Raw genomic sequence first — 26,324 nt, forward strand, 5'->3', positions numbered from 1 at the left:
AGCATCGGATGCCGCGACCAGAGGGATTCCTGAGCCTCGACGCCCTGCAGGGGGCGGTGACCGAGGGGCTGGTCGACACCGTCATCGTCGCCTTCACCGACATGCAGGGCCGACTCGTGGGCAAGCGCGTGTCGGCCCGGCTCTTCGTCGAGGAGGTCGCCCGGCACGGCGCCGAGGCCTGCAACTACCTGCTCGCCGTCGACGTCGAGATGAACACGGTCGGCGGCTACGCGATGTCGGGCTGGGAGCGCGGCTACGGCGACATGGCCCTCGTGCCCGACCTGTCCACGCTCCGCGCCGCACCCTGGCTCGAGGCGACGGCCCTCGTGACCGCCGACCTGCAGTGGCTCGACGGCACGGCCGTCGAGGCCTCCCCGCGCCGCATCCTGCAGCGCCAGCTCGAGCGGCTCGCCGAACGCGGCCTCAGCGCGTTCGTGGGCACCGAGCTCGAGTTCATCGTGTTCGACGACTCGTTCCGCGAGGCCTGGCGCAAGGGCTACCGCGATCTCACGCCGGCGAGCGACTACAACATCGACTACGCGCTGCTCGCGTCGACGCGCATGGAGCCGCTGCTCCGCGACATCCGCAACTCGATGGACGGTGCGGGCATGTACTGCGAGGGCGTGAAGGGCGAGTGCAACCTCGGGCAGCAGGAGATCGCGTTCCGCTACACCGACGCCCTCGGCACCTGCGACAACCACTCGATCTACAAGAACGGCGCGAAGGAGATCGCCGACCGCCACGGCAAGGCCCTCACCTTCATGGCCAAGTTCAACGAGCGCGAGGGCAACAGCTGCCACATCCACATCTCGCTCCGCGGCACGGGCGGCGAGGCGGTCTTCGCCGACGACGACGCTCCGCACGGCATGTCCACGCTCTTCCGGCACTTCCTGGGCGGCCAGCTCGCGGCGATGCGCGAGCTCACGCTCTTCTCCGCGCCGAACATCAACTCCTACAAGCGCTACGTCGCGGGCTCGTTCGCACCGACCGCCATCGCCTGGGGGCTCGACAACCGCACCTGCGCGCTGCGCGTCGTCGGCCACGGGCTCGGCATGCGCGTCGAGAACCGAGTGCCCGGAGGCGACGTCAACCAGTACCTCGCGGTCGCGGCGCTCATCGCCGCCGGCCTGCACGGCATCGACCACGAGATCGAGCCGGGCGAGGTCTTCCTCGGCAACGCGTACGAGAGCGACGTGGCCCGGGTGCCGGCCACGCTGCGGGAGTCGGCCGAGCTGTTCGCCTCCTCGGCCCTCGCCCGCGAGGCGTTCGGCGACGAGGTCGTCGACCACTACCTCAACAACGCGCACGTCGAGCTCGCGGCATACGACGCGGCCGTGACGGACTGGGAGCGAGTGCGTGGCTTCGAACGACTCTGACCTTCGAAGCGGCCCGTCCGCGGCATCCGCACCCCTCATCGGCGTGACGACCTACCTCGAGCGGTCGAGCACCGGCGTGTGGGACGTCCCGGCGTCGTTCCTGCCCAAGGTCTACCTCGACGCGGTGACCGGCGCGGGCGGCATCGCCGTGCTGCTGCCGCCGCAGCCCGCCTCCCCCGAGATCGCGCGCACTGTGCTGGCTGGGCTCGACGGGCTCATCGTCGCGGGCGGCGCCGACGTCGACCCCGCACGCTACGGGCAGGAGCGGCATCCGCGCACCGGGGCGCCCCGCACCGACCGCGACGAATGGGAGCACGCGCTGCTCACCGAGGCGATCGCCTCGGAGACGCCGTTCCTCGGCATCTGCCGCGGGGCGCAGATGCTCAACGTGTCGCTCGGCGGAACGCTCGTGCAGCACCTGCCAGACGTCGTGGGCTCCGAACGCTACCAACCGGCCCCCGCCGTCTTCGGCGACGGCGAGGTCGACATCGAGCGCGAGTCATTGCTCGGGGAGCTCATCGGCCGCGATCGACTGCCCGTGCACCTCTACCACCACCAGGCCCTCGACCGCGTCGCCGACGGACTCACGGTCACCGCGCGCAGCGACGACGGCGTCATCGAGGCCGTCGAGGTCGACGCCGTGCCCTTCGGACTCGCCGTGCAGTGGCACCCCGAGGAGGATGCCGCCGACCGCCGCCTGTTCGCCGGGCTCGTCGACGCCGCCCGCGCGCACCGCGCCGCCCGATCCACCGACCGCGCCGACAGGAGCACCGCATGACCCACACCATCGTCAACCCCGCCGACGGGCAGGTCGTCGCGACGGTCGCCTCCTCGACGCTCGAGCAGACGGATGCCGCGATCGCCCGGGCCGCCGCCGCGCAGCGCGGCTGGAGCGAGCTCGCACCCGCGGATCGCGGGCGCCTGCTCCGCCGCTTCGCCGACGCGGTCGACGGCGCCGTCGAGGAGCTCGCGGCGCTCGAGGTGCGCAACTCGGGGCATCCGATCTCGCAGGCCAGGTGGGAGGCCGCACACGTCCGCGACGTGCTCGAGTACTTCTCGGCGTCGCCCGAACGACTCTTCGGCCGGCAGATCCCGGTCGGCGGCGGACTCGACGTCACCTTCCAGGAGCCCCTCGGGGTCGTGGGCGTGATCACGCCGTGGAACTTCCCGATGACGATCGCGTCGTGGGGGTTCGCCCCGGCGCTCGCGGCCGGCAACGCGGTCGTGCTGAAGCCCGCCGAGTGGACGCCGCTCACGAGCCTGCGCCTGGCCGAGCTCGGCCTCGAGGCGGGGCTGCCCGACGGACTCTTCCAGGTCGTGCCGGGCCGGGGATCCGTCGTCGGCGAGCGGTTCGTCACGAACGAGACCGTGCGCAAGGTGGTCTTCACGGGTTCCACCGAGGTCGGCAAGCACATCATGGCCGGCTGCGCCGACCAGGTGAAGCGCGTGACCCTCGAACTCGGCGGCAAGAGCGCCAACATCGTCTTCGCCGACGCCGACCTCGAGAAGGCCGCCGCGACCGCGCCGTACGGCGTCTTCGAGAACGCCGGTCAGGACTGCTGCGCGCGAAGCCGCATCCTCGTCGATCGCCGCGTCCACGACCGGTTCATGGAGTTGCTCGAGCCCGCGGTCGCGGGGGTGAAGGTCGGCGACCCGACGGATGTCACGACCGAGATGGGCCCGCTCGTGGCCCGCGAGCACCTCGAACGCGTGCGCTCGTTCGTGCCCGACGACCGCGACGTGGCCTTCCGCGGCACGGCGCCGGAGGGCGAGGGCTTCTGGTTCGCGCCGACCGTGCTGACGCCCGCCAGGGACGCCAGGGCCGCACGCGAGGAGATCTTCGGTCCCGTGGTCTCCGTCTTCCCGTTCGACGACGAGGCCGACGCGATCGGCTTCGCCAACGCGAGTCGGTACGGCCTGTCGGGCTCGATCTGGACGCGCGACCTCAGCCGCGGCATCCGCGTCGCCCGTGCCGTCGAAGCCGGCAACCTGAGCGTGAACTCGCATTCGTCGGTGCGCTACGCCACGCCGTTCGGCGGGTTCAAGCAGTCGGGCCTCGGCCGAGAACTCGGGCCCGACGCGCCGCTCGCCTTCACCGAGACGAAGAACGTCTTCATCGCGGCCGACTGACCGATCGCGGCCGACCGACCTTCGAATCCCATCGCCGAATCCCACGACAGGAGCACCATGACCGACCTCCCCCGCATCGACCTCACGCAGCGGCTGGCCGGCCGAACGGCCGTCATCACCGGCGGCGCATCCGGCATCGGACTCGCCACCGCGAAGCGGCTCGCCGCCGAGGGCGCGAAGGTCGTCATCGGCGACATGGACGCCGTCAACGGCCCGGCCGCGGCCGAGCTCGTGGGCGGCCTGTTCGTACCGGTCGACGTGACCGACCAGGTGCAGGTCGACCGCCTCTTCGACTCGGCGGCCGACGCGTACGGCTCCGTCGACATCGCGTTCAACAACGCCGGCATCTCCCCGCCCGACGACGACTCGATCGAGACCACCGAGCTGCCGGCGTGGCAGAAGGTGCAGGACGTCAACCTGAAGTCGGTCTACCTGTGCTCGCGCGCCGCCCTCCGCCACATGGTCGTGCAGGGGCGCGGCTCGATCATCAACACGGCGTCCTTCGTCGCGGTCCTGGGGTCGGCGACCTCGCAGATCTCGTACACGGCCTCGAAGGGGGGCGTGCTCGCGATGAGCCGGGAACTCGGCGTGCAGTTCGCCCGCCAGGGCATCCGCGTGAACGCCCTCTGCCCCGGCCCCGTCAACACCCCGCTCCTGCAGGAGTTGTTCGCGAAGGACCCCGAGCGCGCGCAGCGCCGGCTCGTGCACATCCCCCTCGGCCGCTTCGCCGAACCGGAGGAGCTCGCCGCCGCGGTCGCGTTCCTCGCGAGCGACGACGCGTCCTTCATCACGGGGTCGACGTTCCTCGTCGACGGCGGCATCAGCTCCGCGTACGTGACGCCGCTCTAGGCGTTCCTCCCGCCTAGGCTTGAGCGCATGACCGTCAGTTCCGCGTCGCACCATGGTCCGGATGCCGCATCCGACCCGGTGATCGAGGCTGCGACCGGCACCGCGAGCGCGGCGCTGCTGTTCACGCCGGCGCGCACCGCGAACGCCTTCGAGGAGACGGTGCAGCGCCTGCTGCAGTCGGTGCGCCTCGGGCTCATCGGCCCCGGCGACCGGCTGCCGCCCGAACGCGAGCTCGCGGGCATGCTCGAGGTGAGCCGTGACACGCTGCGCGAGGCGATCGCCTCACTCTCCGAAGCCGGCTGGCTCGTCGCGCGCCGCGGGCGCAACGGCGGCACGTTCGTCTCCGACGTGCTGCCGACGCCCACTCCCGTCGTGGCCGGCGCCGTGACCGACGAAGAGCGCAGCAGGCACGCGGCGCGTCTCGAGGACACGCTGGGCCTCCGGGCCGTGGTCGAGGTCGGCACCGCACGACGGGCCGCCGAGAGCGAGCTGAGCGGGGCCGACCGTGAACGGCTCTGGCAGGCGTACGAGGCGTGCGGCGAGGCATCCGCAGACCAGTACCGCACTGCGGACTCGCGCCTGCACCTGCTCATCGCCGAGTTGCTCGGCGTGCCGAGCGTGATTCCGCTCGTCGCCGACGTGCGCATGCGCGTGAACGAGCTGCTCGACGGCATCCCGCTGCTCGCGCCGAACATCGCGCATGCGAACGATCAGCACCGTGCGATCGTCACGGCGATCCTGCGCGGCAACCCCGACGAGGCCGCCGCGGCCATGGCCGAGCACGTCGGCGGCACCGAGGCGCTGCTGCGCGGGTTCTACGCCTGAGGCGGGCGCCCCGAGGAGCACCCGCCTCGCGCGTCATGCTCAGATGAATGCGAACGGCAGCATCACGAGCCCGAAGACGAGGGCTCCGAGCGTGGCGAGCACGGTGCCCGCGAGCATCACGGCGTTGAGCACGATGCCCCAGATCGCCATGGTGCGCGAGGCCGGCTCGCGCTTCAGTGCCATGATGCCGAGCACGAGGCCGGCGGCGGGCACGAAGAACGTGAAGCTCGCGAAGATCGACACGATGCCGAGCACCAGGCTCGAGATGCTGAACCCGTTCGTCTGGGTCGAGGCGGCCACGGGTGCGACGTTCGGCGTGGTGGCGGTTGCGGTGGTCATGGAAACCAACTCCTGTTCGTGGTGGTGATTCCACGCTACGGACGCCGCTGGCTCCGCGACATCCGGTGAACCCCCGGATACGCTCTCAGGGTTCCCCGAAGATGCGAATGATCGGAGCCGCATGAACCTGCCATGGACGATCCACGGCGACGGCAGGCACGTCCGCCCCGGCGAGGTGGTCGCGCCCGGCGAGCGCCTCAGCTGGCCGCGCACGATCGGCCTCGGCGCACAGCACGTCGTCGCCATGTTCGGCGCGACCTTCCTCGTGCCGATCCTCACGGGGTTCCCGCCCGCGACGACCGTGTTCTTCTCCGGAATCGGCACGATCGGCTTCCTGCTCATCACGCGCAACCGCGTTCCGAGCTACCTCGGCTCCTCGTTCGCGTTCATCGCCCCGATCACGGCGGCCCTGGCCGCGGGCGACGTCGCGGACCCGATGGGCGCCGCGCTCTTCGGCATCGTCGTCGTCGGCGTGCTGCTCGCCCTCGTCGGCGTCATCGTGCAGTGGCTCGGCACCCGGTGGATCGACGCGCTCATGCCCCCGGTGGTGGCCGGCTCGATCGTCGCGCTCATCGGCTTCAACCTCGCTCCGGCCGCGCGCGAGAACTTCATGCAGGAACCGTTCACGGCGTTCGTCACGCTCACCGCGGTGATCATCTCGAGCGTCGCGTTCCGCGGCCTGCTCGGGCGCATGTCGATCCTCGTCGGCGTCGTCATCGGGTACGCCACCGCGGCCCTGCTCGGCCAGATCGACGTCGCACCGATCGAGGCGGCCGCGTGGGTCGGCCTGCCCACCTTCCACCTCCCGGCGAATCCGTTCGCGGATGCCGCGGTGTGGGGCTACCTCCCCGCGTTCCTGCCGGTCGTGCTGGTGCTCGTCGCCGAGAACGTCGGCCACATCAAGGGCGTCGCCCAGATGACGGATGCCTCGATCAACCGTTCGACCGGACGCGCGCTGCTCGCCGACGGGCTCGCCACGACCGTCGCGGGCTTCTTCGGAGGCTCGGGCACGACGACCTACGGCGAGAACATCGGCGTCATGGCCGCGACCCGCGTCTACTCGACGGCCGCGTACTGGGTCGCGGGCATCGTCGCCGTGCTGCTCGGCCTCTCCCCCAAGTTCGGCGCCGTCATCAACACGATCCCGCCCGGTGTGCTCGGCGGCGTCACGACCGCGCTCTACGGCCTCATCGGCATCATCGGCGTCAAGATCTGGGTCGACAACAAGGTCGACTTCTCACGGCCCGCGAACCAGTTCACGGCCGCGACGGCGCTCATCATCGGCATCGCCGACTTCACGTTCGCCGTCGGCGGCGTCTCGTTCAACGGCATCGCGCTCGGCACGATCGCCGCGATCGTGATCTACCACGTCATGACCGCCATCGGGCGGGCGCGCGGCACGAACTGACCCGGCCCCCGACCGGGCGGAACGAGCACGGCGGATGCCGCGGGGCCGGCCCCGTGGCATCCGCCGTTCCGGGTCGTGCTCGACCGGTTCGGAACTCAGGCGCCGAACAGCGCCTCGATCGGACCGCGCGCGAAGTACAGCACGAAGCCCGCGGCGACGATCCAGAGGAGCGGGCTGATGGTCTTCGCCTTGCCCGAGAGCGACCGGACCACGACCCAGGCGATGAAGCCCGCACCGATGCCGTTCGCGATCGAGTAGGTGAGCGGCATCACGACGACCGTGAGGAACACCGGCAGCAGCACCGAGAAGCTGCTCAGGTCGAGGTCGCGGATCTGCGCCATCATCATGGCACCGACGATGACCAGCGCGGCCGCGGCCACCTCGCTCGGCACGATCTGCGCGAGCGGCGTGAGGAACATCGCGAGCAGGAACAGCACGCCGGTGACGATGTTCGCGAAGCCGGTGCGCGCGCCCTCGCCGATGCCGGAGCCCGACTCGATGAAGACGGTGTTCGAGGAACCCGACGTGAGGCCGCCGGCGACGGCGCCGACGCCCTCGACGATGAGCGCGCTCTTCAGCCGCGGGAAGTTGCCCTTCGCGTCGGCCAGTCCGGCCTCCTTCGACAGGCCGGTCATGGTGCCCATCGCGTCGAAGAAGTTCGTGAAGACGAGCGTGAAGACGAGCATGACGACGGTGAGGAAGCCGACCTTGCCGAAGTCGAAGCTGACATCGCCGACCAGGCTGAGGTCGGGCACCGCGAACAGGCTCCCGTTCAGCGCGGGCACCGAGAGGCCCCAGCCGCCGGGGTTGTCGACACTCGAGCCGAGGTGCCAGATCGCCTCGATGACGACCGCGAGCACGGTGCCCGAGACGAGGCCGATGAGCAGCGCGCCCTTGACCTTGCGGGCGACGAGCACACCGGTCAGCAGCAGGGTGACGATGAAGACGAGCGTCGGCACGGTCGCGATCGACCCGTCGATGCCGAGGCCGACGGGCGGCGAGTTCTGGCCCGTCGCGGTCACGAGGCCCGCGTCGACGAAGCCGATGAACGCGATGAACAGGCCGATGCCGACCGTGATCGCGATCTTCAGCTCGTAGGGCACGGCGTCGAAGATCAGGCGGCGCAGGCCGGTCGCGGCGAGCAGCACGATGACGAGGCCGTTGATGACCACGAGGCCCATCGCCTCGGGCCAGGTGACCTGCCCGACGACGCTGAACGCGAGGAAGGAGTTGATGCCGAGCCCCGCGGCGAACGCGAACGGGAGCCGCGCGACCAGTCCGAAGAGGATCGTCATCACGCCGGCGGTGAGCGCGGTCACGGCCGCGACCGCCGGGAACGCGAGGGTGTCGCCCGCGACGTCGACGCCCGACGAGAGGATGATCGGGTTCAGCACCACGATGTACGCCATCGTGATGAACGTCACGAGGCCGCCGCGCACCTCGGTGCCGACCGTCGAGCCGCGTTCGGAGATCTGGAAGAAGCGGTCGAACGCGCCGACGGGCTTCTCGCCGTCGGGTCGAGTGCTCTGGGCGGTTTCAGTGGTCATCCGGGAACCTTCGATGAGGGACGGGCGCATTCGGGTGCGCCCGACGGTTGGACTGTGTGTGATGGAGCGAGTGCGGTGGAGCGAATGCGGCGTGTTCGAGCGAGGGCCGCGATTGAGTTATAGCAGCAAAGGGCGGGTCAGCTGAAGATCTCGAACAGGTGCTCGCCGATGATGAGGTAGACGCCCACGAGCACGGCGATGGCGCTGACCGCGAAGCACGCCCAGGCGCCGACGAGCGCGGCGCGCTTCTGCCCGTCGGTCAGCGGGCTCTTGCGTGCGGCCTTCGCCGCCCGCTTCTCGGCCTGGCGGATCTCGGCCGGGGAGACGATGGTGATCGCGTCGGTGAACTCGGCCGGCGTGACGATGGGCGTTCGGCCCGAGACCGTGAGCAGGCGGATGCCGAGTGCGTACGCCGAGACGACCACGCAGGCGCTCACGAGCGCGGCCACGAGCACGAGCAGGAACGAGAGCCAGTCGATCACTTGGCGACCTTGCCCTTCTTCGGCTTGGGGTTGCGCTTGATCTTGACCGCGCGACCGGAGTCCGCGACCTCGCTGACGACGTTGCCTGCGGAGACCTCGCTGCGCTGGGACAGCAGGAAGATCGCGATGATGACGCCGGTGCCGAGGATCGCGTCGATGACCACGCCGACGAGGCCGAAGCTCGCGATGAGCGCGGCGATCGCGCCGACCGCGGCCGCGGCCGGCAGGGTCAGCAGCCAGCCGACGCCGATGCGCCCTGCGGTGCGCCAGCGCACCTTGGACCCGCGTCGCCCGAGCCCTGAGCCGATGACCGAGCCCGACGCCACCTGCGTCGTCGAGAGCGCGAAGCCCACGTGGCTGGAGGCGAGGATCGTCGCGGCGGTCGCCGTCTCTGCGGCGAAGCCCTGTGCGGGCTTGACGTCGGTGAGCCCGGTGCCGAGCGTGCGGATGATGCGCCACCCGCCCATGTACGTGCCGAGGGCGATCGCGACCGCGCAGGTGACGATGACCCACCACTGCACGTCGCTGCCGGAGGTCTGCAGGCCGGCGGCGACGAGCGTCAGCGTGATGACGCCCATCGTCTTCTGCGCGTCGTTGGTGCCGTGCGCGAGCGCCACGAGCGAGGAGGAGAAGATCTGCGCGTGCCGGAACCCGTCGCGCCCGTCGGGCTTGCCGTCGTAGCGCCGGGTGATCGCGTAGGCGAGCTTGGTCGCGAGGTAGGCGACGAGGCCCGCGGTGAGCGGTGCGAGGATCGCGGGCAGCACGACCTTCGAGACCACGACGGCGAAGTCGACCGGGTTCTCGCCCGCGCCCGACAGGGCGGCGCCGACGAGAGCCGCGCCGATGAGCCCGCCGAACAGGGCGTGGCTCGACGAGGACGGGAGCCCGAGCAGCCAGGTGACCATGTTCCACACGATGGCGCCGATGAGGCCCGCGAAGATGAGCGTGGGCGTGATCAGGACTCCCCCGTCGCCCTCCTTGATGATGCCGCCCGAGATGGTCTTGGCCACCTCGGTCGACAGGAACGCGCCGACGAGATTGAGGATCGCCGCGAGGCCGACCGCCACCTTGGGCCGCAGCGCGCCCGTGGCGATGGGCGTGGCCATCGCGTTCGCGGTGTCGTGGAACCCGTTGGTGAAGTCGAAGAAGAGCGCCAGTGCGATGACCAGCACGACGATGAGGGTGAGATCCACCGGCGTCTTTCTTGGTTCGGTCTGGGACGGTGCGGAAACTCACCGGATGAACTGGCGACGAAGGCCGCGTGGACCGGAGACGAACGCCGCGTAAATCCTACGCGACGCTCCCGGACTGATCCACCACGTGCTGATTCGCGTCCACGACGGTCGCGAGGTCGCGCCCGAAGGTGAACGTGCGGCGCACGGAGCCGCCCGCGAGCACGCCGGGCAGCCAGAACCCGGCGTCGTGCCACATGCGCTCGTACGGCACCTCGTCGATCGCGAACCACTCCGGTTCGAGCTCGTCGGATGCCTCGGGCTCGCCGGTCCACGAACGGCAGACGAACACGCTGGACTCCTGGCTCCATGCCTCGCGGTGCGGGAACAGGTACGTCAGGAGTCCGCGCGGGTCGAGGTCGGACGCCTGCACGCGCAGGCCCGTCTCCTCGAGCACCTCGCGCACCGCGGCATCCGTCGCCGTCTCGCCCGGTTCGAGCTTGCCGCCGGGGCCGACGAGGTTGCCCACGCCGAGCCCGTGCTTCTTGCGCCCGAGGAGCACCTCGGTGCGCCCGCCGTGCTCGCGGAGGAGGTAGCAGACGCAGACCTGCGGCAGCGGAGACGGCGGCGGCATGATCAGCCGAACAGGATGCGCGCCTCGTCGTAGCGGTCTTCGGGGACGCGGTTCAGCGTGCCGACCGCATCGGCGATGGAGACGGTGTCGATGCTCGTGCCGTTCAGCGTCACCATCGAGCCCCATGCGCCGTTGTACACGGCATCGACGGCGGCCATGCCGAGGCGGGTGGCGAGCACCCGGTCGAACGCCGTGGGCTCGCCGCCGCGCTGGATGTGACCGAGCACGGTCGCGCGCGACTCGATGCCCGTGCGCTCCTCGATCATGGGCGCGATGAGCTCGGCGATGCCGCCGAGGCGCGGGCGGTTGAACGCGTCGAGGCCCTTGTGCGAGTGCGCCTCGGTCATGCCGGCGAACTTGAAGCCCTCGGCGACGACGACCAGCGGCGCACGCCCGCGATCGCGGACCGACTCGACCCACTCGGCGATCTGCTCGATGGTCTGCGGCTGCTCGGGGATGAGGATCGCGTGCGCTCCGCCGGCCATGCCCGAGTGCAGGGCGATCCAGCCGACGTGACGGCCCATGACCTCGAGCACCATGCAGCGCCCGTGCGAATCGGCCGTGGTGCGCAGGCGGTCGATCGCCTCGGTCGCGATCTGCACGGCCGTGTCGAAGCCGAACGAGTAGTCGGTGGCCGCGAGGTCGTTGTCGATGGTCTTCGGCACGCCGATGACCTTGATGCCGCCCTCGTCGTAGAGGCGACGCGCGGCGGTGAGCGTGCCCTCGCCGCCGATCGCGACGATCGCGTCGATGCCGTTGCGGTCGAGCATGCGCTGGATGTTCTCGGGCCCGCCGCCCTCGCCCTCGAACGGGTTGGTGCGACTCGACCCGAGGATCGTGCCGCCCTGCTTGGCGAGGCCCCTGACGTCGTGACGCACGATCGGCACCAGGTCCTCTTCGACGACGCCGCGCCAGCCGTTGCGGAATCCGACGAACTCGGTGTCGTACGAGATGACCCCCTTCAGGACCGAGCCGCGGATGACCGCGTTCAGTCCGGGGCAGTCGCCGCCGCTGGTGAGAATGCCGATCTTCATGGTGTGGACGACTCCAAAGTGCTCGTCTGAACAAGTGATGTGCCGGATGCCACAACGGCGGGGCTGGTCGACTGCGGCAGTCTATAGCTTTCCATCAACGAGTACGCGTCGGCCGCCTCGGGCCGGCGCGACGCCCGGGTCAGAGGGCGCCGTCGAGCGCTGCGCGCAGCAGGTGCTGCAGCGCGTCGAGCTGCACCGAGTCGGCCGAGCCGGGCTCGACGTCCTGGCCGTCGAGGGCGCGTGCCGCGAGGCCCTGCTTGGAGTCGATGAGCTCGGCGATGCGCGCGTCGATCGTGTGCGCGGCGATGATGCGCCACGCGGTGACGGGCTCGTCCTGGCCGATGCGGTGCACGCGGTCGATCGCCTGCGTCTGCTCGGCCGCGGTCCAGCTGAGCTCGGCGAGCACGACGTTCGACGCGGCCTGCAGGTTCACGCCGACGCCGGCGGCCGTGAGCGAGCACACGGCCACGGCGACCTCCGGGTCGTTGTTGAACGCGTCGATCGCGGCCTGGCGCTGCAGGGCGGTCTGGTCGCCTCGGAGCGACACCGTGCGCAGGTCGCGCGCGGCGAGTGCGGACTCGGCCTGGTCCATGACGTCGATGTGCTTGGCGAAGAAGACGACCTTGCCCACCGAGCGGGCGAGCTGCGCGGCGTAGTCGGCCGCGAGCCCGGCCTTCGCCTGGCCGATGCGACGCACCATCGTGAAGACGTTCTCGCCGGTCTTGGCCGACTTCGACTCCTCGAGCTCGGCGCTCGCGACCGCGCGGATGAACTGGTCGCGCTGGTCGTCGTCGAGGTCGCCGATGCGCAGGTGACGGGCCTCGACGAGCGCCCGGAACCGGCTCAGCAGGCGGTTGCCGAGTTCGCGCTCGGCGGCGCGCACCGAACGGCCCAGTTCGTCGTCGAGCTCGACGGGCAGGTCGGCGATGCGCTTGGCCGGCAGGTCTGCAGCGACGTCGACCTTGCGGCGACGCACGATGCCGAGGTCGATGACCGTGCGGCGGGCCTCGGCGTAGAAGCCGGGCTCGGCGGGCGTGAGCCCGTTCTCCTCGAGGAGGCCGAGCAGGCGCGGCGACGGCTTGTCGCCGTCGATCCAGCCGAGGAACTGCCAGATCGCACGGAAGTCGTCGACGTCGTTGATGAGCGGCGTGCCCGTGAGCGCGAGCAGGAGCGGGTCGTTGCCCGGCGCGGCGCGACGGATGCGGTCGGCGAGCGCGAGCACGTTCTTCGAACGCTGCGATTGCAGGTTCTTGATGAAGTGGGCCTCGTCGACGACCATGCCCTTGAACCCGAGGGTCGAGAGCCAGGCCATGTGCCGGTCGAGCACGTCGTAGTTGACGACGACCACGTCGGCGAACGCGTCGAGCGTGTCGCCGTCGCCGTGGATGACGGTGGCCCGGCGATGCGGGGTCCAGCGCTCGACCTCGCGGGCCCAGTTCATCTTCACGACGTTGGGAACGACCGCGAGCAGCGGGTAGGCGTCGGCGACGGACGCCGCGAGCACCGACTGCGCCGTCTTGCCGAGTCCGGGCTCGTCGGCGAGCAGGAACGTGCGGTGCCCCTCGCGCGCGGCCTCGATGAAGCGCGCCTGGTGCATCATGAGTTCGAGCCCGCGCGGCGCGAGGCGGTCGATCTTCGGCGCCTCGGGCAGTTCCATGCTGGCCGCCTGGCCGCCCGAGCCCTGCTCGAACGCCTTGAACAGCGGGCCGAGCAGCTCCCAGTTCGCGAGCCGGCGCACCGGAACGGGCGGCGCCGTCGGCTTGGAGAAGTCGGGGGCGAGGAACGGGTTCGCGAGCTGTCGCGACCGCACCGACGCCGGGATCACCTGGTTCTCGGCGAGCACGGGCTTGACCTCGGCCTCGCGCGTGATGATGAGTTCGTCGGGGCTGAGCTCGGCGCCGGACTCGAGCAGCCAGTCGCGGCGGAACCGCTGCGCGACCGTGGAGATCGAGGCATCGGGCTCGAGCAGGGCGATGAGGCTCGTGTCGCGCGCCGCGGTCTTCGCGAGGATCTGCGCGATGCCGTCGAGGCGCTTCAGCAGTTCGGGGCGGGCGGCGTCGGGCACCTCGGCGTCGGACTTCACCCTGGCGCGCTCCTCGCGCATGAGCAGCGCGATGACCTGGAACTTGGTGCGGTTCGTCGGGCCCAGCTTGCCCTTCTGCGCCTTCTGCTCGACCTCGCGCACCTTGCGCGCGAGGATCGGGATGATGGGTGCGTCGTCGTCTCGCGAACGCGTTCGCTGACGCTGCCTCGTCTGGGCCATGATCCTCCGGGTATCGGGGCTCGTCTCCTGGGCGCCTGCCCGTCACCGATCGCGATGGCCGGGACCGCACGCCGCACCTGGATGCGAACGAGAGCGGTTCGGGCGAATCCCTGTTCGCGATGAACTGCCGAGCAGCATGCGGGCGGAACTCGCATGGTCGGACGAAGAACGGATTCGCCTGGGCGCAGGGTCCAGTCTAGCCGTAGACGCACGGATGCCGCGAGATGGCGCGCGAGGGCGGGCGGATGCCGCGTGCTCCAGCCCGCGCAGCCGTCAGCCCGCCGAGTGCACCGCGTAGCTCAGGAGGAAGCCCGACGTCGCGAGCAGGCCGGTGAACGAATGCGCCGTGCGGAACGCCTCGGGGATCATCGTGTCGCAGATCATGGCGAGGATCGCGCCCGCGGCGAGCGCGGTGATGAACGCCGTCGTCGATCCGCTCGCGCCGTCGAGCAGCACGAACCCGAGCAGCGCCGCGACCGCGCTCGCGAGTGCGATGCCGATCCACAGGATGAAGACGTAGCGCGCCGAGCGACCCTCGTCCTTCAGCGCGGCGGTGCTCGAGAGCCCCTCCGGCACGTTGGAGATCACGATCGCGAGCAGCACCGGGACGCTGACCCCCGTGCCGCCGACCATGCTGAGCCCGAGCACCGCGGACTCGGGGATGCCGTCGAGCAGTGCGCCGAGCGCGATGCCGACGCCGGTGCCCGAGTCCTCGCCCTTGCCGCGCGGATTGCGCTGGTCGAGCCGGTCGAGCAGGGTGTTCGCCGCGACGTAGACGATCGCGCCCGTCGCGAACCCGCCGACCGTCGGCCAGAACCCGCCCTCCGCCTGCGCTTCGAGCACGAGGTCGTAGGCGAGCGCCGAGATGAGCACGCCGGCGCCGAAGGCCATGACCGAGGCGACGACCTTCTGCGGCACCCGGACCTTCCACGCGATGACCGCGCCGACGACGAGCGCGCCGCCCGCCACGAGGCCGGCGAGCGCCGCCCAGATCCAGTCCGCCATGCTCGGGAGCCTAGGCCTCCATGTGGCGCGGGTGCGGGCGGCTCGCGGATGCCCCGTGCACCTGTCCTCGATCCCGTGCGGCGCTGCCCGCACGGGCCTACACTGCTGGCATGGACGAGCTGGCGGGGGCGGCCGCGGAGCCCCGAGACGACGAGTTCACCGTGGCGCAGGACACCGAGTTCGACGAGGTCGAACCCGCGATCGACGACGAGCATCGCGCGCTCGACGACGATCTCGACGACGAGGTGCCGGGCATCGACGCCGAGAGACGCGTCGACCTGGGCGAGGAACGCGGGCCGGGCGATGCGGATGCGGCGGGGTCAGACGCCGCCGCCTCCGCCGCCGCCGCCGCCGCCACCGGATGAGCCGCCGCCGCTCGAACCCGACGACGACGAGCTCGACGATGAGCCCGACCACGACGTGCTCGACGTCGAGGTGAACGAGGCCACCGCGACCGAGAACCGGGCCGCGTCGAATGCGGTGGTGCCCGCGTACCAGCCGGGTTCGCGCCCGTTGACCTCGTAGAGGTCCGCGAGCTCGCGGAGCCATTCGCGCTCGAGGCCGAACAACGCCGCGTAGGGCAGCAGCCGTTCGGTGAGGCGGAGCACCTCGGCCGGATCGGGCGCCGGGTGGGCCGCCGGATCGGCGCCGAGGCGATCGCGCAGCGCTCCGTCGGGGCTCTGCAGCATGCGGATGCGGTCGGCCTCGGCCAGGCGGATGAACAGCCGCAGCCCCTCGAGGTGGTCGCGGATGCGGCGCCCCTCGGCGGTCAGCGGGCGCACGCCGACGACGGCGATGCCTGCGGCGACTGCGAAGACCGGCCCCGCGAACATCGGGAGCAGCGGCCAGAGTCCGCCCATGACCGAGTCGAGGGCGACGACCGCCATGATGAACGCGAGCAGGGCCGCCGCGAAGGCGACGGCCGCGATCACGACGCGCGCCCCTACGGCGGGACTGCGCCGCAGGCCAGATGCGATCGTGCGCCGGGCCACGGCCTTGCGCACGTCGACCAACAGCAGACCGAGGCCGGTCGACGCGCTGAGCGGCCGCTCCTGCCCCACCGCCGGGCGGTCGCTGAACAGGGCCCGCACGACGGACTGGGCGTCGGGGTCGCCGAGCGGCCCGCCCACGAACTGCACCGAGTACGCCTTGCCGCCCCGATCGAGGATGCGCAGCTCGCCCGCGACCGCGCGTTCGAGGATCGTGGCGGTCACCCCGCGCGACGGCTGGTCGACGAGCTCGGCCGCCAGGAGCGCGCTGACGCCGGGCGGCGGCTCGTACTGGGCGATGATCGTGCCGCGCCGTGCTGGCCGCCAGCTGGTGAGGCGCAGCACGAGCGCGAGCACGAACATCGCGAGCGCGACGACGGCCGACACGGCGCTCGTGACCGCCGCCACGGACGAGCCGAACGACTCGTCGCGCGGCACGAAGGTGCCGGGTTCGAACGCGGCCGCGATCGTGAGGTTCTCGTAGGGTCCGATGCCGGCCGCCTCGGCGACGAGCAGCGGATCGCCGCCGTACTCCAGCGTCTCGCACGGCATGCCCGACCCGGCGCCGCCGCGATAGCACGCGGCATCCCCCGTGAACGCGGCCGCGAGGGACCCGTCGACGCGGAGTTCGGCGCGCACCGTGCCGAACGGCTGCGCCCAGCCGGTGCCGTTGACGTCCCAGTAGAACTCGTCGATGCTCGCGTCGTCGGGCTGGAACGTCACGTTGCGCTGGCGGTAGGTGATGACGTACGTCTGCTCGCCGTGCACGTAGGCCGAACCCGCGACGGTGACGAGCAGGAACTCGTCGTCCTCGTCGGTCTCGGTCTCGTAGCGGCGCGGCTGACCCGAGGCATCCGTCACCGACTCGACCTGCACGTCGACCGGGTGTCCGTCGTAGTCGAGCGGGATCGCCCGCCGGATGCCGCGGTTCTGGTCGTACTCGGGGAACTGCGCGACGAGCGTCTCGGTGGTCTCGAGCACCGATCGGCCGTCGGCATCGCGACCGAGCTCGTAGACGGCGTCGAAGGACGCGAAGGTGAAGTCGTCGACACCGGCGGGAACCGCCGTCACCGCGTCGGCGGCCGACGACAGGTCGCTTCGGGCGGCGGATGTCACGGCTGACGCCGCAGCGCCCGGCGCGAGCGCGAGCGCCCCCGCGACGATGACGGCGGCGAACCACGACCTCCTGATCGGGAACGCACTCACCGAATCAGGCTATCGTTCCGCCGACGTGCGCGGGCAGTACCCCCGGGGGTACAGCCTCGCGGGCGTACGATGGTGTGGTGATCGACGACATCAAGAAGCGCTCCCTGCACCGCACCAAGATCATCGAGGGCCAGCTGCGCGGCATCGAGAAGATGATCGAGAACGAGGACTACTGCGTCGACATCATCACCCTGTCGCTCGCGGTGCAGAAGTCCCTCGCATCGCTGAACAAGCTGCTCGTCGAGAACCACCTGCGCACGCATGTGAGCGAGATGTACGAGGCCGGCGGGGAGCAGCGCGACGCCGCGGTCGCCGAGCTGCTGCGCATCTTCGAGCTGTCGAACAACCGTGGCTGACCGGCCGCGCCCCGGTCAGGTGCCCGGCGCGGTCACGGCGAGCCACTCGTCGAGCTCGCTCGGCTCGTCGGTGATGATGCCGTCGACCCCGAGCGCGCCGACCTCCTCCCACCGGTCCTCGGTGTTCAGGGTGTAGCAGAGCACCGCGACCCCCGCCTCGTGCAGCGCCTCGAGCGCCTGCGGCTGGGCGGTCACCGACCTCGCGGTCGTGCCGAAGCCGACGAGCCCGAGCCGCTCCGCCATCGGCACGGGATCGGCCGGGAGCTCGCGGATGAGCATGATGCGCGGGGTCGTCGGCGAGACCCGCTGCACGGCGAAGAGCGTCTCGAGGCTGAAGCTCTCGAGCACGACGCGTCCGCGCAGGCCGTGGCGTTCGATGAGGCCGACGACCGTGAGCACCTCCTCGTTCGTCCAGTCGGCCTTGAGCTCGACGAGGGCCCGCGCGTCGGGGCGCTCGGCGAGCGCCTCGAGGAACTGCTCGAGCGTCGGCATCCGCTCGCCCGCGAAGTCCGCGCCGTACCAGGCGCCGACGTCGAGGCGCCCGAGCTCTTCGACGTCGAGGTCGCCGACCGAGCGCGGGTCGCCGGTGATGCGCTCCAGGTCGGTGTCGTGGAAGAGCATCGGCACGCCGTCGCGACTGAGCTGCACGTCGGTCTCGACGTAGGCGAGCCGGTCCATGGCGAGCTCGAGCGAGGGCATCGTGTTCTCGGGGGCCTCGGCCCGGTCGCCGCGGTGGCCGATGATCAGGGCCGGTTCACCCGGGCCGCGCAACGCGCCGAACACGTCGATCGCCGTGGCGCTCGTGGGCGTGCCGAGCACGAAGATCAGGGTCGAGACCGCCGCGACGCCCACGGCGCCCGCGAGCACGCGGACGGTGCGGCGGGGCGGGTCGAAGGCGAACCGGGCACGGATGCGGACACGGAGACGAGTTCGGGTACGGGCACGGGTGCCGGTGATCGGATGAGCGGGCGGGTGGGCGTCGAGTGGTGCGATCGTCGGGTCGATCGCGCCTGGAGTACGGGTCACGGGTTCGGGCCTTTCCACCGATCGCGCCTCCTTGCGCGATGGTTCCCGTCACTCTAGCAAACGAGCGTTACCGTTTCGTTACCTCTTTCGAGGGGCGCTGCGCGGCCTCCGCCTCCGCGGTGATCCGGTTCGCCATTCCCGCGAAGATCACGCCGTGGAACGGCAGGATGGCGAACCAGTACAGGCGCCCGGGAAGCCCCTTCGGGAAGAAGACCGCCCGTTGACGGTACCTCGACCCGCCCGGTGCCTCGTCGCCCGCATCCGCTGCCGAGAGCTCGAGCCATGCCCGCCCCGGCACGCGCATCTCGGCGCGCAATCGCAGGAAGGAACCGCGGTCGATGCTCTCGACGCGCCAGAAGTCCACGGCGTCGCCGATGCGCAGCCGCTCGGGGTCGAGCCGTCCGCGACGCAGCCCGACGCCGCCGGTGAGCTTGTCGACCCACCCTCGCAACGCCCAGGCGAGCGGGAAGGAGTACCAGCCGTTCTCGCCGCCCACTCCTTCGATCACACGCCAGAGCGATGCCCGGCCCGCGGGCGAGTCTCGCCGGCGCTCATCGACGTAGACGGTGTGGCCCGCCCAATCGGGGTCGCTCGGCAGCGGATCGCTCGGCGCGCCGACCACCTCGGCGTTGCGCCAGCTCGTCTCGACCTCGCCGGCGCGCTCCCGCTCGAGCGCCAGGCGCACGGCCGTGCGATACGGCAGCAGTCCCTCGACCGGCGGCGGGATCACGTCGTCGATGTCGTGGTCGTGCACGACGCAGTCGAACTGCAGCGACTCGATGATCGGCACCGCGAGCCGTCGCGGGATCGGCGTGACGAGGTTCACCCACTGGCCGGCGAGCCACGGCGTCAGCACCGGGAGCGCGGCGATCGGTCGCTGCGGAAGACCGGCTTCGACGGCATAGCCGTTCATGAGCTGCCCGTAACGGTGCACGTCGGGCCCGCCGATGTCGAACGCCCGGTTCACGCGGGACGGCACGTCCACGGCGGCGACCAGGTAGTGCAGCACGTCGCGCACCGCGATCGGCTGGATGAAGCTGCGCACCCAGCGCGGCGCAGGCATGTACGGCAGCACCTCGGTGAGATGGCGGATCATCTCGAACGAGGTCGACCCCGAACCGATCACGACCCCCGCCTGGAACACGATGGTCGGAACGCCGGAGGCCAGCAGGACCTCGCCGACGTGCGTTCGCGACCGGAGGTGCCGCGAGAGGCGCTCCCCCTCGGGATGCAGCCCGCCGAGATACACGATGCGTCCCACACCGCGACGGAACGCGGCATCCGCGACGTTGCGCGCGATCGCGAGCTCGGTCGCCTCGAAGTCGCCACGGCCGCCCATCGAGTGCACGAGGTAGTACACCGCGTCCATGTCGTCGACGGCATCGTCGACGGATGCCGCATCGGCCAGGTCGCCCGTGACGACCTCGACCGATTCCGCCCATGGAACGTCGCGCAGCCGGTCGGGGCGACGGACGAGGACGCGAACCTCATGACCTGCTGCGAGCAGGCGCGGTACGAGTCTGCCGCCGATGTATCCGGTCGCCCCGGTCACGAGCACGCGCATGCGAGTCCCCTCCCGGGACCGACGCGCGACGTCAGGCCCGTTCGTTGCCTCGACGATAGTTGCCGCTGGCCCGCGCCAGCAGGTGCTGCGCCTGTGAATCATCCGCACGTTGGAGGGCGTCGATGAGGCGAGCAGCGTCCTTGCCGCCGACCGTCATCACCGGCCGGCCGCCGCGGTACACGATCACGCCGCCGCGGCCCGTCAGCCGGTAGTCGAACGGGTCGGCTTCGAGTCGGCCCCGCTCGTCGGATGCGCCATTGCGTCCGGACATCGTGCCCCTACTTCATGCTCTTGGTGTGCCAGACCGTCTTCGTCTCGGTGAACGCCGCGATGCGGCCGAGCGCCGGCGCCGCGGGATCCGCCCCCTGCTCGGGCCGCAGCACGCGCTTCAGCGTGTCGGCGGCCGCGATCTCGAGGTCGATCCAGTCGAGGTCGCCCGCGCCGACGAGATCGATCGCGTTCACGTCGGCGTGGCTCGCGAGCCACGGCGCGATCTCGGCCGGCGACCCGGTGAGCACGTTGACGACGCCCTTCGGCACGTCGCTCGTGGCGAGCACCTCGGCGAGGCTGATCGCCGAGAGCGGGAAGCGTTCGCTCGCGACCACGACGACGGCGTTGCCCGCCACGAGCGCGGGGGCCACGGCGGAGACGAGGCCGAGGAGCGAGGAGCCCTGCGGCGCGACGATCGCGACGACGCCGGTGGGCTCGGGCACCGAGATGTTGAAGTACGGACCGGCGACCGGGTTGGCGCCCCCCGCGACCTGGGCGAACTTGTCGGCCCACCCGGCGTACCAGACCCAGCGGTCGATGGCCTCGTCGACCTGGGCGGATGCCACGGCGCGGGTCGCGCCCTCGGCCTCCTCGATCTCGGCGATGAACTGGGCGCGACGGCCCTCGAGGAGTTCGGCGATGCGGTAGAGCACCTGCCCGCGGTTGTAGGCGGTGGCGCCCGACCATCCGCCGACGGCGGCGCGCGCGGCGACGACCGCGTCGCGGGCGTCTTTGCGAGAGGCCTTGGCCGCGTTCGCCAGGAAGGCGCCCGACGCCCCGAGCACCTCGTAGGTGCGGCCGGACTCGCTGCGCGGGAACGCTCCCCCGATGTAGAGCTTGTAGGTCTTCGGCACGGCGAGGCGGCTCATCGCTTCGATCCCTTCGTTGCTGACTTCAGCGGCTTCGCCGCGACCGGACCGGCGACGGCGCTCGCCGGCGCGAGGTAGGCGGCGAGCCCGTGGCGCCCGCCCTCGCGGCCGTAGCCGGACTCCTTGTAGCCGCCGAACGGCGAGGCCGGGTCGAAGCGGTTGAACGTGTTCGCCCAGATCACGCCCGCACGCAGCTGGTCGGCGACCGCGAGGATGCGGCTGCCCTTGTCGGTCCAGATGCCGGCGGAGAGCCCGTAGGGCGTGTTGTTCGCCTTGGCTATGGCTTCGGCGGGCGTGCGGAACGTGAGCACCGAGAGCACCGGACCGAAGATCTCTTCACGGGCGATGCGGCTCGAGGTCTGCACGCCGGTGAAGATGGTCGGCGCGTACCAGAACCCGTTCTCGGGAATCTCGCACGGTGCGCTCCAGCGCTCGGCGCCCTCGGCCACGCCGATGTCGGAGAGCTCGCGGATGCGCTCGAGCTGCTCGCGCGAGTTGATCGCGCCGATGTCGGTGTTCTTGTCGAGCGGGTCGCCGAGACGCAGGGTCGAAAGGCGGTTCTTGAGCCGGTCGACGACCTCGTCGTGGATGTTCTCCTGCACGAGCAGGCGCGACCCTGCACAGCAGACGTGGCCCTGGTTGAAGAAGATGCCGTTGACGATGCCCTCGATCGCCTGGTCGACGGGCGCATCGTCGAACACGATGTTCGCGGCCTTGCCGCCGAGTTCGAGGGTGAGCTTCTTGTCGGTTCCGGCGACCTGCTTCGCGATCGCACGGCCGACGGCGGTCGAGCCGGTGAAGGCGACCTTGTCGACGCCCTCGTGCGACACGAGCGCGGCTCCGGTCTCGCCCGCGCCGGTGATGATGTTCACGACGCCGGGCGGCAGGTCGGCCTGCTGCAGGATCTCGGCGAAGATGAGCGCCGTGAGCGGCGTGGTCTCGGCCGGCTTCAGCACGACGGTGTTGCCGGCGGCGAGCGCGGGTGCGATCTTCCACGCCAGCATGAGCAGCGGGAAGTTCCACGGGATCACCTGGGCGGCGACGCCCAGCGCCCGCGGGTCGGCCCCGAGCCCCGCGTGATCGAGCTTGTCGGCCCAGCCCGCGTAGTAGAAGAACCATGCCGCCACGAGCGGCACGTCGACGTCGCGCGACTCCTTGATGGGCTTGCCGTTGTCGAGCGACTCGGCCACCGCGAGCTCGCGGGCGCGCTCCTGCACGAGACGGGCGATGCGGAAGAGGTACTTGCCCCGGTCGCGGCCGCTCATGCGGGACCAGGTGCGGTCGTAGGCGCGACGGGCGGCGGCGACCGCGTCGGAGACATCCGCCTCGTTCGCGTTCGAGATGGTCGCGATGCGGGCCTCGGTCGCCGGGGAGATCGTCTGGAACGGCTCGCCGCGGCCGTCGACGAACTCGCCGTCGACGAAGAGGCCGTACTGGTCGCGCAGGTTCAGGATCGCCGTCGACTCGGGAGCGGGGGCGTATTCGAGGAAGTTCATGTGTCGTGCTCTCGTCTCAGTCGATCGTGACGTAGTCGGGGCCGGAGTAGTGCGAGCTCGCGAGCTTCTGGCGCTGCAGCAGCACGTCGTTGAGCAGGCTCGAGGCGCCGAAGCGGAACAGGTGCGGCACGAGCCACGCCTCGCCGACGGTCTCGGCGACGGTCACGAGGTACTTGATCGCGTCTTTGGACGTTCGGATGCCGCCCGCGGGCTTGACCCCGATGCGCTGGCCGGTGGCCAGGTGCCAGTCGCGCACGACCTCGAGCATGAGGAGCGTGACGGGCAGCGTCGCGGCCGACGGCACCTTGCCGGTGGAGGTCTTGATGAAGTCGCCGCCCGCGAGGATCGAGAGCCACGATGCGCGACGCACGTTGTCGTAGGTGACGAGCTCGCCGGTCTCGAGGATCACCTTGAGGCTCGCGCTCGTGCCGTCGGCGCGGCGGCAGGCCTCTTTGACGGCGGCGATCTGGTCGAAGACCAGGCCGTAGCGCCCCGCCAGGAACGCGCCGCGGTCGATGACCATGTCGATCTCGTCGGCGCCGGCCGCGACGGCCTCGGCGGTGTCGGCGAGCTTGATCTCGAGCGAGGCCCGGCCACTCGGGAACGCGGTGGCGACCGCCGCGACCGAGACGAGGCCGTCGTCGGGGTCGCCGTGCGCGGCGCCGAGGGCGTCGACCGCGAAGGGCACCATGTCGCCGTAGACGCAGACGGCCGCGACCCGCGGAGTCGTGGCATCCGCCGGGTCGGGGTTCAGCGCCTTCGCGGCGAGCGAGCGCACCTTGCCGGGGGTGTCGGCGCCCTCGAGCGTCGTGAGGTCGATGAGCGAGATGATGCGGTCGAGCGCCCACGCCTTGGAGGTGGTCTTGATGCTGCGAGTGCCGAGGCCGGCGGCGCGTTGTTCGAGGCCGACCGCGTCGACACCCGGGATGCCGTGCAGGTACCTGCGCAGCGTCGCGTCGTCGGGCTCGCCGCCGAGCACGGCGAGTGCGCGCTCCCTGGCGGTGATGAGGGAGGTTCCTGTCATGGGATCGACCTGGCTTTCGAGTCGGTTCTGGCGTTCGAGTCGGTGGCGCCGGCGGGCGTCAGCCGTCGAGGAGGTGGAGGGCGGTCGCCTCGTCGGTGACGAGCACCGAGCAGAGCCCGCTGCGCACGACCGCGTCGGCGACGGCGTGCTTGGCACGGCCCGCGATGACGGCGATGCCGTGGGATGCCGCGCGCAGTTCGTCGAGCGTCAGCCCGACGGTTCTGGCATCGAGCGCCGGGTCGACGATGTTGCCGTCGGAGTCGATGTAGCGGCCGACGACGTCGCCGACGGCGCCCTTCGCCACGAGCAGGTCGACGTCGGACTCGGAGAGGTAGCCGCTCTCGACGTGCACCGAGGTGTGATCGGCCGCGCCCGCACTGAAGAGGTACGCGTCGGCCGAGCGTGCGAGGTCGATGACGCCGGCGACGACCCGGTCGGCCTCGATCGCGTGCTTGGTCTCGAGTCGCTCGAGGATTGCGGGGCTCGGCAGCAGCGTGGCGCTGCCGCCGGCCTTCTGCGCGATGCCGACCGCGGTGGCCGCGGCCGTGCCCGGCCTGCGGTTCAGGCTCACGCCGCCGTTGATCTGCACGACGTTGACCCCTGAGGCCCAGCCGTTGCGCAGGTACTGCGAGATCTCGAAGAGGGTGCGCCCCCAGCTCACGCCGAGCGTGCGCGGCACGGGCCGGAGCGAGGTGAGGTAGTCGGCCGCGGCCTGCGCGGTGCGCGCCTGCAGCTCTTCGGCGGAGGTGACCCCTGCGGAGGAGACCACGACGGCGTCGGCCAGGCCGCGCTCGTCGCGGAGGCGGCGTTCGATGGGCAGGCGCCTGGCGCGCGGATGCAGGATCTCGATGCGGATGAAGCCCTGCTGCTTCGCCTGGGCGAGGAGTCGGCCGACCTTCCACCGGGTCAGACGCAGCGCCTGCCCGATCTCGTCCTGCGTCTTGTTCTCCTCGTAGTAGAGCTCGGCCGCTCGGATCGAGAGGAGTTCGTCGATCTCGTCCACACCTGTCCTTCCGCCGTTCCCAGCGTAGGCACGTGCCCGCTCATCGGCAACACTCGCGGCGGATCGTGCTCAGATGAGCAGCATCCATCCGTTCGCGCGCACCCCGCGCGCGTGCCCGACCGCTCGCGGGACCGCTCGAACGCCGCGTGACGACGTTTCGCGGGTCGACGACGGTTCGTTCGCGCCGCGAACGCGACGTCGGCCGATGAGAGGTCGTGGCGGGGAGTCGGTCAGTCGCCCGTGCGCGCGACGCGCTCGTCCTCGAACAGTCGCGGACGCGACACGACCGCCCCGGCGATCGCGGCGGGCGCCGCGGTCGCCAGCAGGATCGCGAGCGGCCAGACCCAGCCGCCGCTGACGTCGTGCACGAGGCCCACGAGCAGGGGGCCGACCGCCACGATGAGGTAACCGACGGACTGCACGAACCCCGACAGCGCGACCGAACCCGAGTGGGTCCTGGTGCGCAGGTTGATGAGCACGAGCGAGAGCGGGAAGAGCAGCGGACCGAGGCCGGCGAGCGCCACCCAGAGCCACGTCGCGACCGACGGCACGAGCAGCAGCCCGAGGTATCCGGCGACGAGCGAGAACACCGAGACGCCGACGAGCAGGCGAACCCGTCCGTACCTGGCCGCGAGCACGGGCACGAGCAGGCCGGCCGGCAGGCCCATGGCGGCGTACAACGAGAGCAGTGCGCCCGCTTCGGCCGGCGTGACGCCCGCGAGGTCGGGCAGCATCGCCGGCAGCCAGGCGAAGAGCGCGTAGGCGTTGAAGCCCGACACGGTGAACGTGACCGTGAGCGCCCAGGCCAGCGGCGAGCGCACGGCATACCGCAGCAGGCCGCGCTCCGCCTCCTCGGGAAGCACCGCCGGCGCCTGACGTCGCGGGTGCACGAGCAGCGCGATCCACGGCACGAGCGCGAGCGCCGCGATGAACGCCCACTGCCCCAGCGACACGCGCCAGCCCGCGGCATCCGCCACCGGAACCGCGATCAGCGGCGGCACGAAGGTGCTGATCGACATGGCGGTGACGTAGATCGTCGTCATGACCCCGATGCGGTCGGGGAAGTAGCGCTTGACGAGCGGCGGCAGCAGCACGTTGCCGACGCCGATGGCCGCGAACGTGAGCGAGCTCGCGGCGACCAGCCAGAGCGCGTCGGGCGCGAGTCCTCGACCGAGGAGTCCGACGGCGAGCGCGCCGAGCGCGATGATGAGCGTCGGCTCGAGGCCGAGCCGCTTCGCGAACAGCGGCGTGACGATGCCGAACACCGCGTAGCAGAGCGGCGGCAGCATGCCGAGGAACCCGACGAGCGTCGGGCTCAGCGGGATGTCGACCTCGAGTTGCGTCATGATCGGCGACAGCGAGGCCACCGCCGTGCGCAGGTTGAACGCGACGAGGATGATGCCCACGAGGGCGAGGGTTCGACCGGCCCACAGGGAACGGGGCGCGTCGGAAGTCAC

Annotated in this window: 25 protein-coding genes; 8 read left to right on the forward strand and 17 right to left on the reverse strand. The window is 71.1% G+C overall.

Features of this window, described 5'->3' with window-relative positions; translation table 11 throughout:
* The first annotated feature begins 8 nt into the window (after positions 1-8).
* Genes AC3IPY_RS12540 through AC3IPY_RS12560 form a run of 5 tightly spaced genes read left to right on the forward strand, consistent with a single transcriptional unit; the run spans position 9 to position 5,180 of the window.
* Complete coding sequence (locus AC3IPY_RS12540) at positions 9-1,376, forward strand: glutamine synthetase family protein (RefSeq protein ID WP_489184610.1); 1,368 nt, start codon at positions 9-11, stop codon at positions 1,374-1,376.
* Positions 1,357-2,154: a gamma-glutamyl-gamma-aminobutyrate hydrolase family protein gene (locus tag AC3IPY_RS12545; protein WP_489184611.1), complete on the forward strand. Its 798-nt coding sequence runs from the start codon at positions 1,357-1,359 to the stop codon at positions 2,152-2,154. Before AC3IPY_RS12540 ends, AC3IPY_RS12545 begins: the two co-directional genes overlap by 20 nt.
* Positions 2,151-3,506 carry an aldehyde dehydrogenase family protein gene (locus tag AC3IPY_RS12550; RefSeq protein ID WP_489184612.1) on the forward strand — a complete coding sequence of 452 codons (1,356 nt, stop codon included), beginning with the start codon at positions 2,151-2,153 and terminating at the stop codon, positions 3,504-3,506. Before AC3IPY_RS12545 ends, AC3IPY_RS12550 begins: the two co-directional genes overlap by 4 nt.
* 57 nt (positions 3,507-3,563) lie before the next feature.
* Complete coding sequence (locus AC3IPY_RS12555) at positions 3,564-4,355, forward strand: 3-oxoacyl-ACP reductase (protein ID WP_489184613.1); 792 nt, start codon at positions 3,564-3,566, stop codon at positions 4,353-4,355.
* Between the two features lie 27 nt (positions 4,356-4,382).
* On the forward strand, positions 4,383-5,180 hold the full coding sequence (locus AC3IPY_RS12560) for a FadR/GntR family transcriptional regulator (protein WP_489184614.1): 798 nt from the start codon (positions 4,383-4,385) through the stop codon (positions 5,178-5,180).
* A 39-nt stretch (positions 5,181-5,219) separates the two neighbouring features.
* Here AC3IPY_RS12560 and AC3IPY_RS12565 read toward each other — a convergent pair whose 3' ends face one another.
* Positions 5,220-5,519, reverse strand: coding sequence for a DUF4190 domain-containing protein (locus AC3IPY_RS12565; RefSeq protein ID WP_489184615.1), 300 nt, complete (start codon positions 5,517-5,519; stop codon positions 5,220-5,222).
* Positions 5,520-5,640: 121 nt separating this feature from the next.
* On the opposite strand from AC3IPY_RS12565, the gene AC3IPY_RS12570 reads away from it, so the two are divergent.
* Positions 5,641-6,927, forward strand: coding sequence for a uracil-xanthine permease family protein (locus AC3IPY_RS12570; RefSeq protein WP_489184616.1), 1,287 nt, complete (start codon positions 5,641-5,643; stop codon positions 6,925-6,927).
* Positions 6,928-7,022: 95 nt separating this feature from the next.
* Here AC3IPY_RS12570 and AC3IPY_RS12575 read toward each other — a convergent pair whose 3' ends face one another.
* From AC3IPY_RS12575 to AC3IPY_RS12605, 7 genes are all read right to left on the reverse strand, one after another.
* The gene (locus AC3IPY_RS12575) at positions 7,023-8,474 is read right to left on the reverse strand and encodes an NCS2 family permease (protein WP_489184617.1); all 1,452 of its coding nucleotides are present in this window, start codon (positions 8,472-8,474) and stop codon (positions 7,023-7,025) included.
* Positions 8,475-8,611: 137 nt separating this feature from the next.
* Entirely contained in the window at positions 8,612-8,956 is a 345-nt protein-coding gene (locus tag AC3IPY_RS12580; protein WP_489184618.1) for a peptidase, read from the reverse strand.
* Complete coding sequence (locus tag AC3IPY_RS12585) at positions 8,953-10,149, reverse strand: inorganic phosphate transporter (protein WP_489184619.1); 1,197 nt, start codon at positions 10,147-10,149, stop codon at positions 8,953-8,955. The genes AC3IPY_RS12580 and AC3IPY_RS12585 overlap by 4 nt, the downstream gene beginning before the upstream one ends.
* 97 nt (positions 10,150-10,246) lie before the next feature.
* Complete coding sequence (locus AC3IPY_RS12590) at positions 10,247-10,762, reverse strand: 8-oxo-dGTP diphosphatase (RefSeq protein ID WP_489184620.1); 516 nt, start codon at positions 10,760-10,762, stop codon at positions 10,247-10,249.
* 2 nt (positions 10,763-10,764) lie between these two features.
* The gene (locus AC3IPY_RS12595; RefSeq protein WP_489184621.1) at positions 10,765-11,796 is read right to left on the reverse strand and encodes a 6-phosphofructokinase; all 1,032 of its coding nucleotides are present in this window, start codon (positions 11,794-11,796) and stop codon (positions 10,765-10,767) included.
* A 139-nt stretch (positions 11,797-11,935) separates the two neighbouring features.
* The gene (locus tag AC3IPY_RS12600; RefSeq protein ID WP_489184622.1) at positions 11,936-14,059 is read right to left on the reverse strand and encodes a DEAD/DEAH box helicase; all 2,124 of its coding nucleotides are present in this window, start codon (positions 14,057-14,059) and stop codon (positions 11,936-11,938) included.
* 273 nt (positions 14,060-14,332) lie between these two features.
* Entirely contained in the window at positions 14,333-15,064 is a 732-nt protein-coding gene (locus AC3IPY_RS12605; RefSeq protein WP_489184623.1) for a ZIP family metal transporter, read from the reverse strand.
* Between the two features lie 110 nt (positions 15,065-15,174).
* Between AC3IPY_RS12605 and AC3IPY_RS12610 the strand changes: the two genes are divergently transcribed.
* Complete coding sequence (locus AC3IPY_RS12610) at positions 15,175-15,429, forward strand: hypothetical protein (protein ID WP_489184624.1); 255 nt, start codon at positions 15,175-15,177, stop codon at positions 15,427-15,429.
* Here the strand turns inward: AC3IPY_RS12610 and AC3IPY_RS12615 are convergent.
* On the reverse strand, positions 15,385-17,259 hold the full coding sequence (locus tag AC3IPY_RS12615; protein ID WP_489184625.1) for a DUF2207 family protein: 1,875 nt from the start codon (positions 17,257-17,259) through the stop codon (positions 15,385-15,387). The two genes, AC3IPY_RS12610 and AC3IPY_RS12615, sit on opposite strands and share 45 nt — an antisense overlap.
* Positions 17,260-17,336: 77 nt before the next feature.
* Here AC3IPY_RS12615 and AC3IPY_RS12620 point away from each other — a divergent pair, with 77 nt between their 5' ends.
* Positions 17,337-17,615, forward strand: coding sequence for a metal-sensitive transcriptional regulator (locus AC3IPY_RS12620; protein ID WP_489184626.1), 279 nt, complete (start codon positions 17,337-17,339; stop codon positions 17,613-17,615).
* Between the two features lie 15 nt (positions 17,616-17,630).
* Here AC3IPY_RS12620 and AC3IPY_RS12625 read toward each other — a convergent pair whose 3' ends face one another.
* The 8 genes from AC3IPY_RS12625 to AC3IPY_RS12660 form a co-directional block, all read right to left on the reverse strand.
* Positions 17,631-18,641 carry a glycerophosphodiester phosphodiesterase gene (locus AC3IPY_RS12625; RefSeq protein WP_489184627.1) on the reverse strand — a complete coding sequence of 337 codons (1,011 nt, stop codon included), beginning with the start codon at positions 18,639-18,641 and terminating at the stop codon, positions 17,631-17,633.
* A 67-nt stretch (positions 18,642-18,708) separates the two neighbouring features.
* Positions 18,709-20,205 carry an SDR family oxidoreductase gene (locus AC3IPY_RS12630; protein ID WP_489184628.1) on the reverse strand — a complete coding sequence of 499 codons (1,497 nt, stop codon included), beginning with the start codon at positions 20,203-20,205 and terminating at the stop codon, positions 18,709-18,711.
* A 31-nt stretch (positions 20,206-20,236) separates the two neighbouring features.
* Entirely contained in the window at positions 20,237-20,476 is a 240-nt protein-coding gene (locus AC3IPY_RS12635; protein WP_489184629.1) for a hypothetical protein, read from the reverse strand.
* 7 nt (positions 20,477-20,483) lie between these two features.
* Positions 20,484-21,344, reverse strand: coding sequence for an aldehyde dehydrogenase family protein (locus tag AC3IPY_RS12640; RefSeq protein WP_489184630.1), 861 nt, complete (start codon positions 21,342-21,344; stop codon positions 20,484-20,486).
* The gene (locus AC3IPY_RS12645; RefSeq protein WP_489184631.1) at positions 21,341-22,840 is read right to left on the reverse strand and encodes an aldehyde dehydrogenase family protein; all 1,500 of its coding nucleotides are present in this window, start codon (positions 22,838-22,840) and stop codon (positions 21,341-21,343) included. The genes AC3IPY_RS12640 and AC3IPY_RS12645 overlap by 4 nt, the downstream gene beginning before the upstream one ends.
* 16 nt (positions 22,841-22,856) lie before the next feature.
* Positions 22,857-23,864, reverse strand: a complete 1,008-nt coding sequence (gene deoC, locus AC3IPY_RS12650) for a deoxyribose-phosphate aldolase (RefSeq protein WP_489184632.1) — start codon at positions 23,862-23,864, stop codon at positions 22,857-22,859.
* Positions 23,865-23,922: 58 nt separating this feature from the next.
* On the reverse strand, positions 23,923-24,867 hold the full coding sequence (locus AC3IPY_RS12655; RefSeq protein WP_489184633.1) for a sugar-binding transcriptional regulator: 945 nt from the start codon (positions 24,865-24,867) through the stop codon (positions 23,923-23,925).
* 230 nt (positions 24,868-25,097) lie between these two features.
* Complete coding sequence (locus AC3IPY_RS12660) at positions 25,098-26,324, reverse strand: MFS transporter (protein WP_489184634.1); 1,227 nt, start codon at positions 26,322-26,324, stop codon at positions 25,098-25,100.

It is taken from the genome of Agromyces sp. GL_144, from assembly GCF_057834305.1.

Coding starts and splice junctions, on each gene's coding strand:
- AC3IPY_RS12540 (WP_489184610.1), top strand. CDS start 9: ATGCCGCGACCAGAGGGATTCCTGAGCCTCGACGCCCTGCAGGGGGCG.
- AC3IPY_RS12550 (WP_489184612.1), top strand. CDS start 2,151: ATGACCCACACCATCGTCAACCCCGCCGACGGGCAGGTCGTCGCGACG.
- AC3IPY_RS12555 (WP_489184613.1), top strand. CDS start 3,564: ATGACCGACCTCCCCCGCATCGACCTCACGCAGCGGCTGGCCGGCCGA.
- AC3IPY_RS12560 (WP_489184614.1), top strand. CDS start 4,383: ATGACCGTCAGTTCCGCGTCGCACCATGGTCCGGATGCCGCATCCGAC.
- AC3IPY_RS12565 (WP_489184615.1), bottom strand. CDS start 5,519: ATGACCACCGCAACCGCCACCACGCCGAACGTCGCACCCGTGGCCGCC.
- AC3IPY_RS12570 (WP_489184616.1), top strand. CDS start 5,641: ATGAACCTGCCATGGACGATCCACGGCGACGGCAGGCACGTCCGCCCC.
- AC3IPY_RS12575 (WP_489184617.1), bottom strand. CDS start 8,474: ATGACCACTGAAACCGCCCAGAGCACTCGACCCGACGGCGAGAAGCCC.
- AC3IPY_RS12590 (WP_489184620.1), bottom strand. CDS start 10,762: ATGCCGCCGCCGTCTCCGCTGCCGCAGGTCTGCGTCTGCTACCTCCTC.
- AC3IPY_RS12595 (WP_489184621.1), bottom strand. CDS start 11,796: ATGAAGATCGGCATTCTCACCAGCGGCGGCGACTGCCCCGGACTGAAC.
- AC3IPY_RS12600 (WP_489184622.1), bottom strand. CDS start 14,059: ATGGCCCAGACGAGGCAGCGTCAGCGAACGCGTTCGCGAGACGACGAC.
- AC3IPY_RS12605 (WP_489184623.1), bottom strand. CDS start 15,064: ATGGCGGACTGGATCTGGGCGGCGCTCGCCGGCCTCGTGGCGGGCGGC.
- AC3IPY_RS12610 (WP_489184624.1), top strand. CDS start 15,175: ATGGACGAGCTGGCGGGGGCGGCCGCGGAGCCCCGAGACGACGAGTTC.
- AC3IPY_RS12630 (WP_489184628.1), bottom strand. CDS start 20,205: ATGCGCGTGCTCGTGACCGGGGCGACCGGATACATCGGCGGCAGACTC.
- AC3IPY_RS12635 (WP_489184629.1), bottom strand. CDS start 20,476: ATGTCCGGACGCAATGGCGCATCCGACGAGCGGGGCCGACTCGAAGCC.
- AC3IPY_RS12640 (WP_489184630.1), bottom strand. CDS start 21,344: ATGAGCCGCCTCGCCGTGCCGAAGACCTACAAGCTCTACATCGGGGGA.
- AC3IPY_RS12645 (WP_489184631.1), bottom strand. CDS start 22,840: ATGAACTTCCTCGAATACGCCCCCGCTCCCGAGTCGACGGCGATCCTG.
- deoC (WP_489184632.1), bottom strand. CDS start 23,864: ATGACAGGAACCTCCCTCATCACCGCCAGGGAGCGCGCACTCGCCGTG.